Origin of the sequence: Halomonas garicola (assembly GCF_031935715.1) — a bacterium.
GTDB lineage: Bacteria > Pseudomonadota > Gammaproteobacteria > Pseudomonadales > Halomonadaceae > Vreelandella > Vreelandella garicola.
The window spans coordinates 1-18,119 of the sequence record NZ_JASSZF010000012.1; the positions used below are offsets into that span (position 1 = coordinate 1).

Sequence of the window (18,119 nt, forward strand, 5' to 3'; positions counted from 1 at the left end):
GATTGAAACCGTATCGCGCCATTGCGACGCGCTACGATAAGCTCAAACGAAATTACGAAAGCATGGTGGCCTTGGCATGCGGCTTTTTATGGCTACCAATGTGAAACGTCAACAGGCCCTAAGCTTATCTTGTTTATATCAGTTTTCAACCGGACCGATTATCCGCGCTTAGCCGCCTTGCCTGTTCTCCCGGCTTGCTTCCATACGTCCCAGACTTTGTCCCATCGCCACCTTGGCACCGGGGGTAAAGTCGTCGAATGCTACCGGGTTTACGGTGCACATCACCACCGTGGAGCCGAGCTTGAAGCGGCCGAGCTCGGCGCCTTTTTCAAGCGTGACGGACTCGTCCAAACGGGTGCGCTGGGGCGTGCCGGCAAGCGGGGTGATCTGCCCGGCCCAGACGGTTTCGATGGCGGCCACGATCATCGCGCCGACAAGCACCACGGCAAGCGGGCCGTGCGCGGTATCAAACACGCATACCAGCCGCTCGTTGCGGGCAAAGAGCCCCGGCACATAGCCGGCGGTGGCCTGGTTGACCGAGAACAGCCGCCCGGGCACGTAGATCGTCTCGCGCAGGGTGCCGGTCATCGGCATGTGCACGCGGTGGTAGTCCTTGGGTGAGAGATACACCGTGGCGAAGCTGCCGCCGGCGAAGGTATCGGCCAGCTCGGCGTTGCCGCCGAGCAGGGTGCGGGCGGAAAAACGATGCCCCTTGGCCTGGACGAGTTCGCCGGCGGTAATGCGCCCGTACTGCGATAGCGTGCCGTCGGCGGGGCTGATGAAGCCTTCGCCCAGGGGCCGGGAGTCGTCCTTGAGCGCCCGGGTGAAGAAATCGTTGAAGGTGGTATAGGCGCGGTAGTCCGGCTCCAGCGCCTCGCGCATATCCACCTTGAAGCGCCGGATAAAGGCGCTGATCAGGGCGTTTTTCAGCCCCGGGGAACGGCACTCGGCCAGGCTGCCCGCAAGCCTTGAGATGGCGTGGTGGGGCAGCGGGTACTGCATGAGCGCAAAGGCTTTTTGGGAAAGCGTCACGGGCGTTGGTTTCCGTCGGGTGTTATCGGATCAGGTTTCAATCGGCGTGTCGTCGCGGTTGCCCCATTCGCCCCAGGAGCCGGCATAGCCGCGGATGTTGAAGCCCAGCGCGCGGCCAACAAGCCAGGTAAAGGCGCTGCGGTGATGGCCCTGGCAGTGGGTGGCGATCTCCATGTCCTGGGTAATGCCCATGGCGTCAAGCTCGGTGATCAGCTCGGCGTAGCCGCGAATGCGCAGGTCGCGCTCGGGATCCATGGCGTTGGTCCACTCCATGTTGACCGCGCCGGGAATATGGCCCAAGTGCTTGTTCTGGCCCTTTTCGCCGTTGTACTCCGCCGGCGAGCGGGCGTCCCAGACGGCAAAGTCGGCCTCGCCCAGGCGCTCCTTGATCTCGTCGCAGGTAATGCGCGCCTCGGGGTTGAGAATCTCGGCGCGGTAGTCGGTCGGCGTGGGCTTGGTGGGCTCGGTTTCCTGGGGCAGGCCCTCGGCGCGCCAGGCGGTGATGCCGCCGTTGAGGTAGGAATAGCGCCGGTGGCCGATCAGCTCAAGCGTCCACAGCAGCCGCGCGGCAAAGCCGCCGCCTTCGTCGTCGTAGGCCACCACATGAGTGTCCCGGGTAAGCCCCAGCTCGCTGAGCATGGCCGAGAGCGTGTCGATATCCGGCACCTCGCTGGGGACCGGCGCTTCGCCGCGCATCAGGCGGCGGCACTCCAGAAACACCGCGCCGGGAACGTGGCCCCGGGCGTAGCTGCCGGGGTCCTTGGGCACGTCGATGATCAGAAGCTCCGGGTCGTCAAGGTGGTCGTTGAGCGTTTCCGGCTCGACGATCAACGGCAGCAGGTGGGCTTCCGAGCTTTGCTGTGGGGTGCTCATGACAACTCCTTACGTTGACGTGGCTTATTCAGCTTGGCGTGTCCAGGCTGGCGAGAATGCGCCGATAGCTGGCAAAGCGTTGTGGATGAATATTGCCTGCCTCCACCGCGGCAAGTAAAGCGCAGCCGGGTTCGGCCCGGTGGCGGCAGTCGCGAAAGCGGCAGTGGCCCAAGTAGGGGCGAAACTCGACAAAGCCTTCGGTGACGGTGTCGGCGTCCAGGTGGGCGAGGCCGAATTCGCGGATGCCCGGGGAGTCGATGAGCACGCCGCCGTCTACCCCGGGCATGGCGTAAAGCCTGGCGGTGGTGGTGGTGTGGGTACCCTTGCGCGTCTCTTCGGACAGCGCACCGATGCGCAGGCTTTCGTCGGGCAGCAGGTGGCCTACCAGCGAGGACTTTCCCACGCCGCTCTGGCCCACCAGCACCGAGGTGCGCCCGGCGAGCTGGCGGTTGAGCGCGTCGAGCCCGGCGCTTTGTTCGGTGGTGGTGCTGACTACCGGGTAGCCTAGCGCCCGGTAGCGCTCGAGCAGCTGGCCAAGCTCCCCGCCGTCGTCGGGCAGCAGATCGACCTTGTTGAGCACCAGCACCGGGGCGATGCTGGTGGCCTCGGCGGCCACCAGGTAGCGGTCGATGAGGTTGGCGTGGGGCCTAGGTTCCACGGCAAAAACGATGAGGATCTGATCGACGTTGGCGGCGACGGGCTTGAGCCGGCCCTGAGGGTCCGGGCGGGAGAGCACGCTTTCGCGCTCGGTGGCGGCGACCACCACGCCGGAGCCGTCCTCGCCTTCGCGCCAGATGACCACATCGCCGGTGACCAGTCCCTGGAGGTTGGCGCGCAGGTGGCAGCGCACCGCCGCGCCGTCGGCGCCGCGTACTTCAAGCGTGCGCCCGAAGTGGGCAAGCACCCGGCCGGTTTGCTCGGCGCCGTATTCGCCGGCGGCCAGCTGTTCGTTCTCCCGGGCGCTGTGCCTGGCGGCGCGCTTTTCGCGTTCGGCCTGGACCTTTTCCACTCGCCAGCGCTGCTGACGGCTCAGTTTACGTTTGCTCATGGCCACCTGTTGATCGGTACAGTTGAAGGGTACACTAGCGCTTTTCCGCATTGTAACGGCTTTGGCGGCGGCTGAGTGGCCTGCCGCTGCGCCGCCGCTGAATCTATCAGGGAGCCACCATGAGCGAGACAACGCCACGCAAGGATCTTTTGATCTGGATCGACCTGGAAATGACCGGGCTGGACCCCAACAGGGAGCGCATTATCGAGGTGGCCACCCTGGTCACCGACGGCGACTTGAACACCGTGGCCGAAGGGCCGGTGATTGCGGTCAAGCAGCCCGACAGCCTGCTCGAACAGATGGACGACTGGAACCGCAAGACCCACGGCGAGTCCGGCCTGGTCAAGCGGGTTCAGGAAAGCACCACGGATACCGCCGCGGCGGAGGCGCAGACGCTTGCATTTCTGCGCCGCTACGTCGAGCCGGGCACCTCGCCCATGTGCGGTAACAGCATCCACCAGGATCGGCGCTTTCTGGAGCGTGAAATGCCCGAGCTCTGGGCATTCTTCCACTACCGCAACCTGGACGTGTCCACGGTGAAGGAGCTGGCCAAGCGCTGGAACCCGGACGCCCTCAAGGGCTTCACAAAGCGCAACGCGCACCTCGCCATGGACGATATCAAGGAGTCCATCGAGGAGCTTTCGCACTACCGCCGCACGTTTTTGCAGACCGGCAACAGCGCAGAAGACCTCTACGGCGAAGAAGAGTAGCGCTGCGGCTTAGCCGGCGGTAGCAATGCGCTGCCGGCCTTTATCGCGCTGCTCGGCCAGCGCCCAGGCCACGTGCTCGCGTACCAGCGCGCTGGGGTAAGCGCGCCTTGCCATCAGGGCGGCCTCCACCGCCGGGCTGAAGGGGGCGTTGCCCAGCGCCACGGCAACGTTGCGCAGCCAGCGCTCGTAGCCGATGCGCCGTATGGCGCTGCCGGCGGTCCTGGCGAGAAACTCTTCCTCGCCCCAGCCAAACAGCGTTAACAGCTCCGCCCGATCAAGGTCGTGGCGCGGCTGGAAGTCGTCTTCCCGAGTGGGGTGGGCAAAGCGGGTGAAGGGGCAGTAAAGCTGGCAGTCGTCGCAGCCGTAGATGCGGTTGCCCATGGCCCGGCGGTACTGTTCGGGGATCGCGCCGTGAAGCTCGATGGTGAGGTACGAGATGCACTTGCGCGCATCGACCACGCCGTCATCGACGATGGCCCCGGTGGGGCAGACGGTCTGGCAGCTGTTGCAGCTGCCGCAGTGGTCGCGCTCGAAAGGGGCGTCCACGGGGAGCGGCAGGTCGGTGTAGAGCTCGCCCAGAAAGAACAGCGAGCCGGCCTTCGGGTTGAGCAACATGGAGTTTTTGCCGAACCAGCCGAGCCCGGCCTTTTGTGCCAGCGCCCGCTCCATCACCGGGGCGGAGTCGACAAAGGCGCGGTAGCCGATCTTGCCGACCCGCGCCTCGATGCGCTGGGCGAGCGCCGCCAGGCGCTTGCGCATCAGCTTGTGGTAGTCGCGGCCCAGGGCGTAGCGCGAGATATAGGCGCTTTCGGGGCGGCTGAGTACGGCGATGCTGTCCATATCTGCCGGCAGGTAGTCCATGCGCACGCTGATCACCCGCCGCGTGCCGGGCTCAAGCTCGGCGGGGCGGGTGCGCTTGGTGCCGTGCTTGGCCATAAAGCCCATTTCGCCGTGGTAGCCCTGGTCGAGCCAGTCGTTTAGGTGGGCCTCGTGGTCGCCGCCGGGGCCTTGAGAGAGATCGGTATCGGTAATTCCCACCTGCTGAAAGCCCAGCTCGTCGCCCCAGGCTTTGATCTCGTCGGCAAGGGCGGAAAGCTCGGCCGGAGACAGCGGCGAGTCGGAAGCCTCGTCGGCGGGCGCATAGCGGGTGGGAACGTCGTTGGGAACGTCTGTGGGAACGGAGGCGGCCATGGCGGGTCAACGGTCAGACTGTCACGCTATGCTAACGTACAAGCCGCGCCGGCGCGAAACGCGCCGCACGCTTGATTCAACCCCGGCAAGAGGAGACTCCGTGAGCTCTGTGATCTCGCAGCCCCTGCGCCCGCTGTACACCGCCGGCCAGACGGGGGAAATCGACCGGCGCACCGTCGCTTCCGGTATCGAAGGCTTTGCCCTGATGCAGCGCGCCGCCGCCGGCGCCTGGCAACACCTGCGCGCCCGCTGGCCCGAGGCGCGCAGCGTTAGCGTGCTGTGCGGCGGCGGCAATAACGGCGGCGACGGCTACGTCATTGCCGCTCTGGCCGCCCAGGCCGGGCTTTCCGTGCAGTGCCTGGCGCTGAAGCCGATGGGTGAGCTTGAAGGCGATGCCGCCCGGGCGGCAGCCATGGCAAGGGCAGCGGGCGCGCCGGTCGAGGAGTGGCAGGATGACGCTGCGCTGCACGGCGAGGCGGTGGTGGACGCCATGCTGGGGACCGGCCTTGCCGGCGACGTCAGGGGAGCCTACCGCCAGGCGATTGACGCGATCAACCGCGCCGGTAAGCCGACGCTGGCGGTGGATATTCCTTCGGGGCTGGCCGCGGATACCGGCGCGCTGCTGGGCGTGGCGGTGCGCGCCGACGCCACGGTGACGTTCATCGCCGACAAGCTGGGGCTTTATACCGGCAGGGCGCCCGACCATACCGGCGAGGTGATGTTTTGCCCGCTGGGCGTCGACGCCCGGGCGTTTGATGACATTGTGCCGCGCGGCGTGTTGCTGAGCGCAAGCCGGCTGGCCGAGGCCTTTGCCCCGCGCCGGCGCACCGCGCACAAGGGCGACATGGGCCACGTGCTGGTGCTGGGCGGTGCGCCGGGTATGGGCGGCGCGGCGCTGATTGCCACCCAGGCCGCCGCCCGGCTGGGCGCGGGCAAGGTAAGCCTGGCCACCGCGCCGGAGCACGTCGGCGCCAGCTTGATCCGCTGCCCGGAAGTCATGGCCCACGGCGTATGCGGCGGGGCGGACCTGGCCGGGCTGGTGGAGCAGAGCGACGTGCTGGTGGTGGGCCCCGGCATCGGTCAGGGCGCCTTTGGCCAGGCCGTGCTGGCCGCGGCGCTTGAGAGCGACAGGCCGCTGGTGGTGGACGCCGACGCGCTGAACCTGCTGGCCGCGCGCTTTACCGCTGAGCGCCGCGATAGCTGGGTGCTGACGCCGCACCCCGGCGAGGCGGGCCGCCTGCTGGGCATCACCGCCGCCGAGGTCGAAGCCGACCGGCCGGCGGCGGCCGAAGCGCTGCGCCGCCGCTACGGCGGCACTATCGTCCTCAAGGGCGCCGGCACCCTGGTCGCCGGCCCCGGGGGGCTTGGTGTCTGCCCCTACGGCAACCCGGGCATGGCCAGCGGCGGCATGGGCGATGCCCTGGCGGGGATGCTCGGGGCGCTGGCCGGTCAGCGCGGCATGAATGATGACAGCGTCCGGCTCGGCGTGCTGATTCACGCCCTGGCGGCGGATATGGCCGCCCGGGACCACGGCGAACGTGGTTTGCTGGCGAGCGATCTGGCATCCTGTGCGCGCCGGCTGATCAACCCCGGGTCTGACAGTTTGCCATCAAGGTACTCATTATCATCAAGGTATTAGCCCCATGCAGGTGCAACTCCCCGACGAGAGCGCGCACGTCGCGTTCGGCGAAACCCTGGGCCGACTGTTTCAAGGCCGCGGGCGCCTTTATCTACACGGTGACCTGGGCGCGGGGAAGACCACGCTCACCCGCGGCGTGCTGCGCGCCTACGGCTACGAAGGCGCGGTGAAAAGCCCCACCTATACGCTGGTCGAGCCCTACGCGCTTGACGGCAAGCGCGTCTATCATCTGGATCTTTATCGCCTGGGTGACCCCGAGGAGCTCGAGTTCATCGGCGGGCGCGACGTCTTCGCCGACGACGCCCTTTGCGTAGTCGAGTGGCCCAGCCGCGGCGCGGGCTGGCTGCCCCCGGCGGATGTGGACCTGACGCTGGACGTCGCCGGGGCCGGGCGCCGCGCGCGGCTGGAAAGCGCAACGGTCAGGGGCGAGGCGCTGCTTGCCGAGCTGGCAGACGCTCGCGGGTTAGACGACGACGCAGCCGGCTTCCGGGGCGACGTGTGATGGCGGCGCGGGAAAGGATGCGCAGAGCGAAGCTGGCGGTGCTCATGGCGCTGGGCCTGGCGCTGCCCGCCGTCTCGCAGGCGGCAACGGTGGACAGCGTGCGCCTGTGGGCGGCGCCGGACCACGCCCGGCTGGTGTTTGATCTGTCCGAGCCGGCCAAGGCCGAAGTGTTTGCGCTGGACTCGCCGTCAAGGCTGGTGATCGACCTGGCGGACAGCGATCTGCAGGCAAAGATGGACGATCTGCCCCTGGAGGGCAGCGCAATTTCGGCGGTGCGCACCGGCGTGCGCGAGGGCGACGATCTGCGCGTGGTGCTCGAGCTCAGCCGTGATATCGAGCCGCGCCATTTCAACCTGGCGCCCAACGAAGAGTACGGTCACCGGCTGGTAGTGGATCTGGAATACCCGGGCGAAAGCGCGGTGGAAAACCCCATCGACCCCATCGAGTCGATGATCCGCGAGCAGGAAATCGCCGCCAAGCGCGCCAGTACCAAAGCCAAGGCGCTGGGCAAAGCGCCCGAGGAGACGTCCGTCGTCGAGCAGGCCGAACCGCACCCGCGGCGCGATATCATCATTGCCGTGGATGCCGGCCACGGCGGCGAGGATACCGGCGCGGTGGGCCCCGGCGGCACCCGGGAGAAGGACGTGGTGCTTGAGATCAGCCAGCGGCTGGCCGCGCGCATCAACGCCGTCGAAGGGTTCAAGGCGGTATTGATCCGCGACGGCGACTACTACCTTGGCCTGCGCCAGCGCACGCGCCTGGCCCGGGAGCAGAAGGTGGATTTCTTCGTCTCGATCCACGCCGACGCCTTTACTAGCCCGCGGCCCCAGGGCAGCTCGGTATTTGCGCTGTCCCAGCGCGGGGCAACGTCGGAAACCGCCCAGTGGCTGGCCGACAGCGAAAACCGCTCGGATTTGATCGGCGGGGTGGACGGCAACCTTTCGCTGCGCGACAAGGACCAGGTGCTGCGCGGGGTGCTACTCGACCTGACCATGACCGCCACGCTCAACGACTCGCTGACCATCGGCGGCCAGGTGCTTGACCAGCTGGGGCGGATCAACCACCTGCACAAGTCCCGGGTCGAGCAGGCCGGCTTTGTGGTGCTCAAGTCGCCGGATATTCCGTCGCTGCTGGTGGAGACCGGGTTTATTTCCAACCCCACCGAAGAGGAGCGCCTGGCAACGCCGTCGCACCAGGAAAGCCTGGCCAAGGCGATATTCGGCGGTGTCCGCAAGCACTTTGAGCGCCATCCGCCGCCGGCCAGCCTGCTGGCTTGGCAGCGCGACCACGACCGTCGCCCCGGCAGCGACGAGTATCGCATTCAACAGGGCGACACGCTGTCGGCCATTGCTTCGCGCCACAACGTGCCGGTGGGCCGCCTGCGCCAGGCCAACGAGCTCAACGGCGACGTGATCCGCGTCGGCCAGGTGCTGCATATTCCCGAATCCTGACAAGGTGAGTGTTGGAGGTAGATAGTGGACGATAACGCGGCCGCAGCGCCCAGAATCCACGTGCTCGACCCGCGCCTGGCCAACCAGATATCCGCTGGCGAAGTGGTCGAACGCCCGGCGGCGGTGGCCAAGGAGCTGATGGAAAACGCCATCGACGCCGCCGCCCGGCGCATCGAAGTCGAGGTGGAGCAGGGCGGCGCGCGGCTGATCAAGGTGCGCGACGACGGCACCGGTATCGCCGAAGGCGACATGGCCCGGGCGCTGTCCCGCCACGCCACGAGCAAGATTGAAAACCTCGACGACCTGGAGGGCGTAAGCTCGCTGGGGTTTCGCGGCGAGGCGCTGGCCTCGATCAGCGCGGTATCCAGGCTTTCGCTGACCTCCAATGCCCTAGACGACCCCCGCGAAGGCTTTCGCGTGGTGGCCGAGGGGCGCAGCATGGAGGCCCGGGTCACCCCGGCGCCGCACCCCCGCGGCACCAGCGTCGAGGTGCGCGATCTGTTCTTCAACACGCCGGCCCGGCGCAAGTTCCTGCGCACCGAAAAAACCGAGTTTGCCCACCTGGAAGAGGCGTTTCGCCGCCAGGCGCTGTCGCGCTACGACGTCGCCTGGACGCTGCGCCACAACCGCAAGACCGTTCACCAGCTGCCGCCGGGCGACTCGCCCGCCGCCCGGGAGCGGCGTATCGCCTCGCTTCTGGGCAAGACCTTTATCGAGCACGCCCGCTACATCGAGCGCCAGGTGGGCGATCTGCGCCTGTCCGGCTGGGTGGGGCTGCCTACGCACTCCCGAGCTCAGGCCGACCAGCAGTACTTTTTCGTCAACGGCCGGGTAGTCCGCGACCGCCTGGTGGCCCACGCCGTGCGCCAGGCCTACCGCGACGTGCTCTACGGCGGCCGCCACCCGGTCTTTGTGCTCTACCTGGACGTAGACCCGGACGTGGTCGACGTCAACGTCCACCCGACCAAGCACGAAGTGCGCTTTCGCGACGGGCGCACGGTACACGACTTTCTGTTTTCCAGCCTGCATCACTGCCTGGCCGACACCCGGCCCGACGCCGTAGCCGAGCCGTCCGCCGCGGAGGCCCACGCTGGCGCCTCGGAGGAAGCGACGCAGGGCGGTGTGGGCGCAGACGACGGCCGCTTCGAGCAGCAGGGCATGGCGCTTGCGCCCGCGCCCGGCCACCATGCCGGATCGTCTTCGCCGGCGGGCCCGCCCGGCGGCGCCGGCCACCCGGGGGCCGCCAAGGTGCGCCGCTTTATGCAGGGCTACCAGGCGCTGCACCCGGACCACGAAGAGACGCTGTTGACGCCGCGTGCGCCGGAAGACAGCGCCCGGGAGGTGCGCCAGGCGCCGACGCCTGAGGCGTCCGCCATGCCCGCGGCCGACCCCGCCGCCGCGCCGCCGCTGGGTTTTGCCCTGGGCCAGCTGCACGGCGTGTTCATCCTCGCCCAGAACGCCAGGGGGCTGGTGATCGTCGATATGCACGCCGCCCACGAGCGCATCGTCTACGAGCGCATGAAGCGCCAGCTGGACGCCGCCGGCGTGGACGCCCAGCCGCTGCTGGTGCCGGTGTCGCTTTCCGCCAGCGGTCGCGAGGTGGCCGCCGCGGAAAGCGAGCGCGAGGCCATCGAAAAGCTCGGCATCACCCTGGACGTGGCCGGCCCCGAGACGCTGCTGGTGCGCCAGCTGCCGGCGCTTTTGTCAGGCGCCGATCCGGAAGCGCTGGTGCGCGCCATGCTCGAGGAGCTCGAGCGCTACGGCCGCACCCGCCAGGTCGAGGCGCACATTCACGAGCTGCTGTCGACCATGGCCTGCCACGGCAGCGTGCGCGCCAACCGCCGCCTGACGATCGACGAGATGAACGCGCTGCTGCGCGATATGGAGCGCACCGAGCGCAGCGACCAGTGCAACCACGGCCGCCCGACCTGGACGCAGATGAACATGCAGGCGCTGGACCGGCTGTTTTTACGCGGCCAATAGGCGGCCAGCAGAGTGTTACAGGAGCTACCAGGTTCATGACCGACTCACGCCCGCCGGCGATTTTTTTGATGGGGCCCACCGCCTCGGGCAAGACCGATGCGGCGATCGCTCTGCACGAGCGGCTGGGCTGCGAGATCGTAAGCGTCGACTCCGCCATGGTCTATCGCGGGCTGGATATCGGCAGCGCCAAGCCTGACGCCTGCGAGCTTGCCCGGGCGCCGCACCGGCTGATCGACATCCGTGACCCGGCGGACCCGTATTCGGCGGCGGATTTTCGCCGGGATGCGCTGTATGAGATGCGCGAGATCACCGCCCGGGGCCGGATTCCGCTGCTCACCGGCGGCACCATGCTGTATTACAAGCAGCTGCTGGACGGCGTTGATAACCTGCCGCCGTCCGACTCGGCCATCCGCGCGCGGCTCGAGGCCGAGCAGGCTCGGGACGGCCTGGTGGCCTTGCACCGCCGCCTGGGGCAGGTGGACCCGGCCGCCGCCGCGCGCCTTCACCCCAACGACCCCCAGCGCATTCTGCGCGCTCTGGAAGTTTTCGAGGCGAGCGGGCGCACGCTCACCGAGCTTTGGGCCGAGCAGCGCCCGGAAACCTTTCCCTGGCGGGTGCTGTCCATAGCCCTGGCGCCCGCCGATCGCGCCGTGCTGCACCGGCGAATCGCCACTCGTTTTGCCGCAATGCTCGACAAGGGGTTGATAGATGAGGTCGTCGCCCTCAGAAAGCGTAGTGATCTGCACGCTGATCTGCCGTCGATGAAAAGCGTGGGTTACCGCCAGGTGTGGGCTTATCTGGACGGCGAGTACGACCGCGAGGCGCTGGTCGAGCGCGGCGTCATTGCCACGCGCCAGCTGGCCAAGCGCCAGCTGACCTGGCTGCGCCGCTGGCAGGGCCTGCACTGGGTAGATGCCACGGACGCCGGGGCGCTTGAGCGCGTCATGGCGCTGGCCGGCCACGGCGCCGGCTGAAATAGGCGCTTTTAAGGCCGTGCGTGAGCGCGCCGCTTAGCGTAAGATGAGCGCTTTATCGTTAGCGTTTTCGAGCGGTCGCGCGCCGGCCTTTCGGGTAACCCTGCTGCAGGGCGCCTCTGGCGCACTTTTAATAACCAACTCCAAGACAGTTTGGGAGAGCATCATGTCCAAAGGGCAGTCCCTTCAAGACCCGTACCTGAATATCCTGCGCAAGGAGCGCATTCCGGTGTCCATTTTCCTGGTCAACGGCATCAAGCTTCAGGGTCAGATCGAGTCATTCGACCAGTTTGTCATTCTGCTGCGCAACACCGTCAGCCAGATGGTCTACAAGCACGCGATTTCCACCGTTGTGCCGTCGCGCAACGTGCGCCTTCCGGCATCGGACACCGGCGACGTCGAGGCCTAATGCTGCACCAACCAAGCCATGAGGTACTGATTGTTTTTTGAGCGCCCCGATGCCGGTGAAACGGCCGTACTCGTGCACGTCGATTTTCCCGACGAGCACGCCCGGGAGGACCCGGGCGAATTTCTCGAGCTGGTGCGGTCCGCCGGCGCGACGGCGGCCACGCTGCTGACCGCCAGCCGCAACCGCCCGGATACCCGCACCTTTATCGGCTCGGGCAAGCTTGAAGAGCTGCGTGCCATGCTGGCGGCGCACGAGGCTGAGCTGGTGCTTTTCAACCACGGCCTGAGCCCGTCCCAGGAGCGTAATCTGGAGCGCGAGCTCAACTGCCGAGTGCTGGACCGCACCAGTTTGATCCTGGATATTTTTGCCCAGCGGGCGCGAACCCACGAAGGCAAGCTGCAGGTTGAGCTTGCCCAGCTTGAGCATGTCTCCACGCGCCTGGTGCGCGGCTGGACACACCTCGAGCGCCAGGCCGGCGGCATCGGCGGGCGCGGCCCGGGGGAAACCCAGCTGGAGACCGACCGCCGGCTGCTGCGCGGCCGGATCAAGGCGATTCACAAGCAGCTCAACAAGGTGCGCAAGCAGCGCGAGCAAAATCGCCGGGCGCGGGCTCGGGCGGAGATCAGCAGCATTTCGCTGGTCGGCTATACCAACGCCGGCAAGTCGACGCTGTTCAACGCGCTGACCGACGCCCACGTCTATCAGGCCGACCAGCTGTTCGCTACCCTGGACCCGACGCTGCGGCGCCTGGAAATCGACGACGTGGGGCCGGTGATCATGGCCGATACCGTGGGCTTTATCCGCCACCTGCCGCACAAGCTGGTCGAGGCGTTTCAGGCCACGCTGCAGGAAGCGGTGGATGCCTCGCTTCTGGTCCACGTGATCGACGCAGCCGACCCTGATCGCGAGCTCAACGTCGAACAGGTCGACGAGGTGCTCGAGGAAATCGGCGCGGATCGCGTGCCTATGCTCAAGGTCATGAACAAGATCGACCGGCTGGACAGCGCCCCGCGCATCGAGCGCGACGGCGACGGAGTGCCCGACACCGTCTGGCTCTCGGCCCAGGATGGCCGCGGAATTGATCTGCTCTATCAGGCGTTGAGCGAACGTCTGGCCTATGATGTCATCGACTTTTCGCTGACGCTTAAGCCGGAGCAGGGCAAACTGCGCGCCGGGCTGCACGAGCTTAACGCCGTGCAGTCCGAATATTTTGACGAAAACGGGCGCCCGGTACTTGACGTGCGTCTGCAGCGACGCGACTTTAACCAGCTGATGGCAAGACTTGGCGAGCGTGCCGATACCTATTTGCCCGAGGCCCTCAAGGAGCCGGCCGGCTGGTAGGCGCCCGGCCCTGAGCGCCGGCCCGACGGCGATGACCCCGCGATAGCACGCTCAAGAACAGCACGCTCAAGAACAGCACATATAAAGATAGCAGGATGACAGGGCACGGCGTCGCGCCTAGGCGCCCCGACGCGGCGTGCCGGTGAACACCTTGATGGAGACTAACGTATGGCCTGGAACGAGCCTGGTGGTGGCAACCAGCACGACCCCTGGAGCGGGGGCGGTCGACGCAAGGGCGGCGACAGCGGCGGCAACCGCGGAGGCGGTGGCGGAAACGGCGGCGGACCGCCGGACCTTGACGAGGCGCTGAAGAAGTTTCAGCAGAAGATCAACGGCATGCTGGGCAAGAAAAAAGGCGGCAACGGCGGCGGCGGTGGCAACGGCGGCGGCAAGTCGCGCAGCGCCTTTACCCTGCCCGGGCTTTTGATCGTCGTGGCGCTGGCCATCTGGGCGGCGTCGGGCTTTTACCTGGTCGACCAGTCCGAGCGCGGCGTGGTGCTGCGCTTTGGCAAGTTCCAGGAGATCGTCACGCCCGGCCTGCAGTGGAATCCGCCGCTGATTGACGACGTGCGCATGGTCAACGTGACCCGGGTGCGCTCGCTGACCCAGACCCAGTCGATGCTGACCCAGGATGAAAACATCGTGAAGGTCGAGATATCGGCCCAGTACCGGGTATCGGATCCGTCCAACTTCATGCTCAACGTGCGCAATCCCAACCTGACCATTGAAAACGCGCTGGATTCGTCCCTGCGCCACGTGGTTGGCGGCACCAACATGATCGATATCCTGACGTCCGGGCGTGAGATTCTCGGCAGCTCGGTGGCCAGCCGTCTGCAGACCTACCTGGACAACTACGACGTGGGCATCCAGCTGCAGACCATCAACATCGAGTCCACCTCGGCGCCGGAGCCGGTGATCGACGCCTTCGACGACGTCATCCGCGCTCGAGAGGACCGCCAGCGGACAATTAACCAGGCCGTGGCCTATGCCAATGCCATTATTCCCCAGGCCCAGGGGCAGGCCCAGCGGGTTATCGAGCAGGGCCAGGGCTATCGCGAATCGGTAGTGGCCGAGGCCCAGGGTCAGGCCAACCGCTTCCTGTCGCTGCTTTCCGAGTACCAGAACTCGCCGGCAACCATGCGCGAGCGCCTGTACATCGAAGCCATTGAAGACGTTTTCGGCGCCACGCCCAAGGTGCTGCTGGATACCGGTGACAACGCGCCGCTGATGTACCTGCCGCTGGACAAGCTCGGCGGCAAGGGCGGCACGATGTCCAACGACGGTAAGCAGTTGGACCCCCGTGTCCTTGAGAATATCTCGCCGCAGGCGGCCTCGTCGTCTTCGTCAAGCCGTTCCGGCAGCAACGCCGGCAACCGCTCCAACAACAGAACGTCCACCCGCAGGGAGGGCCGGTAAATGATCAATAATCGATCCCTGCTGATCGTCGGTGGCCTGGCGGTTGCCGCTTGGCTTGCCAGCAGTAGCCTGTTTGTCGTGGATGAAACCGAGCGCGCGGTGAAGCTTCGATTTGGCGAAGTCGTGGAAGAGAACATCGAGCCGGGGCTGCACTTCAAAGTGCCCATCACCCATACGGTGCGCAAGTTCGATACCCGGCTGCTGACTCTGGATACCGACACCAGCCGCTATCTGACCGAAGAGCAGAAAGCCGTTATCGTCGACTCCTATGTTCAGTGGGAAGTCGTCGATCCGACGCTTTACTACGAGGCCACGGCGGGGGATGAAACCATGGCCGTGCGGCTGATCCAGCCCCGGGTGGACGAAAGCCTGCGTAACGCCTTTGGCCGGCTGGAGCTGCAGCAGATCATCGCTGAAAACCGCGACGAGCTCATGACCGGTCCCCGCAAAGATCTGGATAGCCTGATGCGCGACGAGCTCGGGGTCGCCATCCGCGATATCCGTATCAAGCGTATTGACCTGCCCGAAGACGTGTCCGCGGCGGTGTTCGAGCGGATGCGCTCCGAGCGTGAGCGCGAGGCCCGCGAGTGGCGTGCCCAGGGGAAGGAAGAGGCCGAGCGGATCCAGGCTAACGCCGATCGCCGCCGCCAGGTGCTGCTGGCCCAGGCCCGCGAGCGTTCGGAAACGCTGCGCGGTGAAGGCGATGCCGAGGCGGCGCAGATTTATTCCAGCGCCTACGAGCAGGACGCCGAGTTCTTCTCTTTCTGGCGTAGCCTCAACGCCTACCGCAAGAGCTTTGCCGACAGCGACAACCTCCTGGTGCTGGAACCGGACAGCGAGTTTTTCCGCTATCTGAACAACGCCATGCCGGCGTCGGAAGACGCGGAGTAAGTCGCCGCCCGCCGGAGGAACGGGGTTTCTCCGGCGGCCAAACATGGTAGACTTCGTTAACCGGGCGTTGCCCGGTTTTTTTGTGGCCTCACGTTAGCGGATTTGTCGCGCTGCCGATGAATTCCCGGGGGCTTTCACCGTCGTCTCGCAGGATTGTTGACATGACCATCGCTGACCGCTGGCTGTTGCCCGACGGCATGGATGAGGTGCTGCCGCCGCAGGCAAGCCGCATGGAGGAGCTCCGCCGCGGGCTGCTGGACCTCTATTACCGCTGGGGATACGACCAGGTAATGCCGCCGCCGGCGGAGTTTCTCGATTCGCTTTTGACCGGTACCGGCACCGACCTCGATTTACAAACCTTCAAGCTCACCGATCAGCTGACCGGGCGCATGATGGGCGCTACCGCCGACGTGACGCCTCAGGTCGCGCGGATGGATGCCCACTCGCTGCGCCGGGAAGGGCCGGTGCGGCTGTGCTACTGCACCAGCGTCATGCGCGCTACGGCTGACCCTTATCAGGGCGGGCGCAGCCCGGTGCAGGTCGGCGTTGAGCTTTTTGGCCATAGCGGACTTGAAGCCGACAGCGAAATCATCCAGCTGGCGCTGGAAAGCCTGACCGCGGCCGGCGCCGGCGAGCTGCACCTGGCGCTTGGCCACATCGGCATCTATCGCAGCCTGGTCGAGGCCGCGGCGCTCAACGAAGAGCAGGAGCGGGCGCTGTTTACCGCGCTGGCGCTGAAATCTCCCGGCGCCATTGAACGCGAAGTCCAGCGCACCGTGAGCGACCCGGCGCTGGCCGACATGCTGACGGCGCTGGGTGAGCTTCACGGCGACGTGAGCGTGCTCGATCGGGCCCGGGATGTCTTTGCCGGCGCGCCGGCCACGGTGACCGCCGCCCTCGACGAGCTTTTGGCGCTACAGCGCCGGGTGCGCGCGCGCTTTGACGTCTCGCTGTATTTTGATCTGTCCGAACTGCGCGGCTATCAGTACCACACCGGGATGATGTTTGCCGCCTACGTGCCGGGCTACGGCCATGCCCTGGCCAAGGGCGGCCGCTATGACGATACCGGACGGGTCTTCGGCCGCGCCCGCCCGGCCACCGGGTTTTCCACGGATTTGAAACAGCTGGCGACTCTGGCGGAGGCGACGCCGGCGCCGGGGGCGATTCTGGCGCCGGCCATTGATGAGGACGCGCTGTGCGACGCCGTGGCGGAGCTTCGCCGCCGCGGCGAGCGCGTCATCCAAGCGCTGCCGGGGCAGCGCGACGAGCCGCTGGCGCACGGCTGCGACCGTCGGCTAGAGCTTATCGACGGCCGTTGGCAGCCAACGGCCCTGACACAAGAGACGAGTGCATAATGGGTAAGAATGTCGTAGTACTGGGCACCCAGTGGGGTGACGAAGGCAAGGGCAAGATCGTTGACCTGCTCACCGAATCGGCGTCGGCGGTGGTGCGCTTCCAGGGCGGCCATAACGCCGGCCACACGCTGGTAATCGACGGCGAAAAAACCGTGCTGCACCTGATTCCGTCGGGCGTTCTGCGCGACGACAAGATCTGCGTGATCGGCAACGGCGTGGTGCTCTCCCCGGAGGCGCTGCTCAATGAAATTCACGAGCTGGAGCAGAAGGACGTGCCGGTGCGCGAGCGGCTGCGGTTGTCGCCGGCCTGCCCGCTGATCCTGCCCTACCACGTGCGCCTGGATCAGGCCCGGGAAAAAGCCCGCGGCGTGGCCAAGATTGGCACCACCGGCCGCGGCATCGGCCCGGCCTACGAAGACAAGGTCGCGCGCCGCGGGCTGCGCCTGGGCGACATGCTCCACCGCGAGCGTTTCGCCGCCAAGCTCGGCGAGGTGCTCGACTACCACAACTTCGTGCTGACCCGCTACCACGGCGAGCCGGCGGTGGATTTCCAGGCGGTGCTCGACAGCGCCATGGCCATGGCCGACGAGCTGCGCCCCATGGTCAGCGACACCGTGGGCCTGGTGCACTCCCTGCGACAGCGCGGCGAGAATATCCTCTTTGAAGGCGCGCAGGGGGCGCTTCTGGACATCGACCACGGCACCTACCCCTACGTCACCAGCTCCAACACCACCGCCGGCGGTACTGCCACCGGGTCGGGCGTGGGGCCTTTGTACCTCGACTACGTACTAGGCATTACCAAGGCCTACACCACCCGGGTGGGCTCCGGGCCTTTCCCCACCGAGCTGTTTGACGACCACGGCCGCCACCTGGCGGAGAAGGGCCACGAGTTTGGCGCCACCACCGGGCGCGCGCGGCGCTGCGGCTGGTTTGACGCCGTGGCCCTGCGCCACTCGGTGCAGATCAACTCGATTTCCGGGCTCTGCCTGACCAAGCTCGACGTGCTCGACGGCCTGGAAACCATCCGCGTGTGCGTGGGCTATCGCAGCAAGGACGGCGACGTGCTGGACAACCCGGTGGATTCCGAGGGCTACGAGGCCATCGAGCCTTTGTACCAGGACCTGCCGGGCTGGGAGGAGTCCACGCTGGGGGTCAAAAGCGTCGACGGCCTGCCGGCCAACGCCCGAGCCTACATCAGCTTTCTGGAAGAGCAGATCGGCACCAGCATCGCCATGATTTCCACCGGCCCCGACCGCGTGGAAACCATCGTGCTGCGTAACCCCTTTGACGGCTGATTCCGCGCG

General features: G+C 66.6%; 16 protein-coding genes and 1 pseudogene. 13 read left to right on the forward strand and 4 right to left on the reverse strand.

Going from position 1 to position 18,119, the window contains the following annotated elements; all coding sequences use genetic code 11:
* Window positions 1-104 (forward strand): annotated as a pseudogene (locus RS027_RS06040) (IS5/IS1182 family transposase); the annotation flags it as partial.
* 64 nt (window positions 105-168) lie between these two features.
* Here RS027_RS06040 and asd read toward each other — a convergent pair.
* From asd to rsgA, 3 genes are read right to left on the reverse strand one after another with little or no spacing between them, the layout of a single operon-like run.
* A complete protein-coding gene (gene asd, locus RS027_RS06045; protein WP_311955023.1) occupies window positions 169-1,032 on the reverse strand; it encodes an archaetidylserine decarboxylase in 864 nt (287 codons plus the stop codon).
* 30 nt (window positions 1,033-1,062) lie between these two features.
* Window positions 1,063-1,905 carry a sulfurtransferase gene (locus tag RS027_RS06050; protein WP_311955024.1) on the reverse strand — a complete coding sequence of 281 codons (843 nt, stop codon included), beginning with the start codon at window positions 1,903-1,905 and terminating at the stop codon, window positions 1,063-1,065.
* A gap of 28 nt (window positions 1,906-1,933) precedes the next feature.
* Complete coding sequence (gene rsgA / locus RS027_RS06055) at window positions 1,934-2,953, reverse strand: small ribosomal subunit biogenesis GTPase RsgA (RefSeq protein WP_311955025.1); 1,020 nt, start codon at window positions 2,951-2,953, stop codon at window positions 1,934-1,936.
* Between the two features lie 119 nt (window positions 2,954-3,072).
* Here rsgA and orn point away from each other — a divergent pair, with 119 nt between their 5' ends.
* Window positions 3,073-3,663, forward strand: a complete 591-nt coding sequence (gene orn / locus RS027_RS06060) for an oligoribonuclease (protein WP_311955026.1) — start codon at window positions 3,073-3,075, stop codon at window positions 3,661-3,663.
* 9 nt (window positions 3,664-3,672) lie between these two features.
* Here orn and queG read toward each other — a convergent pair whose 3' ends face one another.
* On the reverse strand, window positions 3,673-4,854 hold the full coding sequence (queG, locus tag RS027_RS06065; RefSeq protein WP_376717583.1) for a tRNA epoxyqueuosine(34) reductase QueG: 1,182 nt from the start codon (window positions 4,852-4,854) through the stop codon (window positions 3,673-3,675).
* A gap of 100 nt (window positions 4,855-4,954) precedes the next feature.
* Here queG and RS027_RS06070 point away from each other — a divergent pair, with 100 nt between their 5' ends.
* From RS027_RS06070 to RS027_RS06120, 11 genes are all read left to right on the forward strand, one after another.
* Entirely contained in the window at window positions 4,955-6,493 is a 1,539-nt protein-coding gene (locus RS027_RS06070) for an NAD(P)H-hydrate dehydratase (protein ID WP_311955027.1), read from the forward strand.
* 4 nt (window positions 6,494-6,497) lie between these two features.
* Window positions 6,498-6,995 (forward strand): tRNA (adenosine(37)-N6)-threonylcarbamoyltransferase complex ATPase subunit type 1 TsaE, encoded by a 498-nt coding sequence (gene tsaE / locus RS027_RS06075; protein WP_311955028.1) that lies wholly within the window; start codon window positions 6,498-6,500, stop codon window positions 6,993-6,995.
* A 17-nt stretch (window positions 6,996-7,012) separates the two neighbouring features.
* Window positions 7,013-8,446 carry an N-acetylmuramoyl-L-alanine amidase gene (locus RS027_RS06080; protein ID WP_311955029.1) on the forward strand — a complete coding sequence of 478 codons (1,434 nt, stop codon included), beginning with the start codon at window positions 7,013-7,015 and terminating at the stop codon, window positions 8,444-8,446.
* A gap of 24 nt (window positions 8,447-8,470) precedes the next feature.
* Window positions 8,471-10,429 carry a DNA mismatch repair endonuclease MutL gene (gene mutL, locus RS027_RS06085; RefSeq protein ID WP_311955030.1) on the forward strand — a complete coding sequence of 653 codons (1,959 nt, stop codon included), beginning with the start codon at window positions 8,471-8,473 and terminating at the stop codon, window positions 10,427-10,429.
* 35 nt (window positions 10,430-10,464) lie between these two features.
* On the forward strand, window positions 10,465-11,403 hold the full coding sequence (gene miaA, locus RS027_RS06090; RefSeq protein WP_311955031.1) for a tRNA (adenosine(37)-N6)-dimethylallyltransferase MiaA: 939 nt from the start codon (window positions 10,465-10,467) through the stop codon (window positions 11,401-11,403).
* Between the two features lie 166 nt (window positions 11,404-11,569).
* Window positions 11,570-11,812 (forward strand): RNA chaperone Hfq, encoded by a 243-nt coding sequence (gene hfq / locus RS027_RS06095; RefSeq protein WP_311955032.1) that lies wholly within the window; start codon window positions 11,570-11,572, stop codon window positions 11,810-11,812.
* Window positions 11,813-11,842: 30 nt separating this feature from the next.
* Window positions 11,843-13,153: a ribosome rescue GTPase HflX gene (gene hflX / locus RS027_RS06100; protein WP_311955033.1), complete on the forward strand. Its 1,311-nt coding sequence runs from the start codon at window positions 11,843-11,845 to the stop codon at window positions 13,151-13,153.
* 168 nt (window positions 13,154-13,321) lie between these two features.
* Window positions 13,322-14,569, forward strand: coding sequence for an FtsH protease activity modulator HflK (gene hflK, locus RS027_RS06105; protein WP_311955034.1), 1,248 nt, complete (start codon window positions 13,322-13,324; stop codon window positions 14,567-14,569).
* Complete coding sequence (hflC, locus tag RS027_RS06110; RefSeq protein ID WP_311955035.1) at window positions 14,570-15,460, forward strand: protease modulator HflC; 891 nt, start codon at window positions 14,570-14,572, stop codon at window positions 15,458-15,460.
* A 161-nt stretch (window positions 15,461-15,621) separates the two neighbouring features.
* On the forward strand, window positions 15,622-16,815 hold the full coding sequence (locus tag RS027_RS06115; RefSeq protein ID WP_311955036.1) for an ATP phosphoribosyltransferase regulatory subunit: 1,194 nt from the start codon (window positions 15,622-15,624) through the stop codon (window positions 16,813-16,815).
* Window positions 16,815-18,110: an adenylosuccinate synthase gene (locus RS027_RS06120; RefSeq protein ID WP_311955037.1), complete on the forward strand. Its 1,296-nt coding sequence runs from the start codon at window positions 16,815-16,817 to the stop codon at window positions 18,108-18,110. The genes RS027_RS06115 and RS027_RS06120 overlap by 1 nt, the downstream gene beginning before the upstream one ends.
* The last annotated feature ends 9 nt before the right edge of the window (window positions 18,111-18,119 follow it).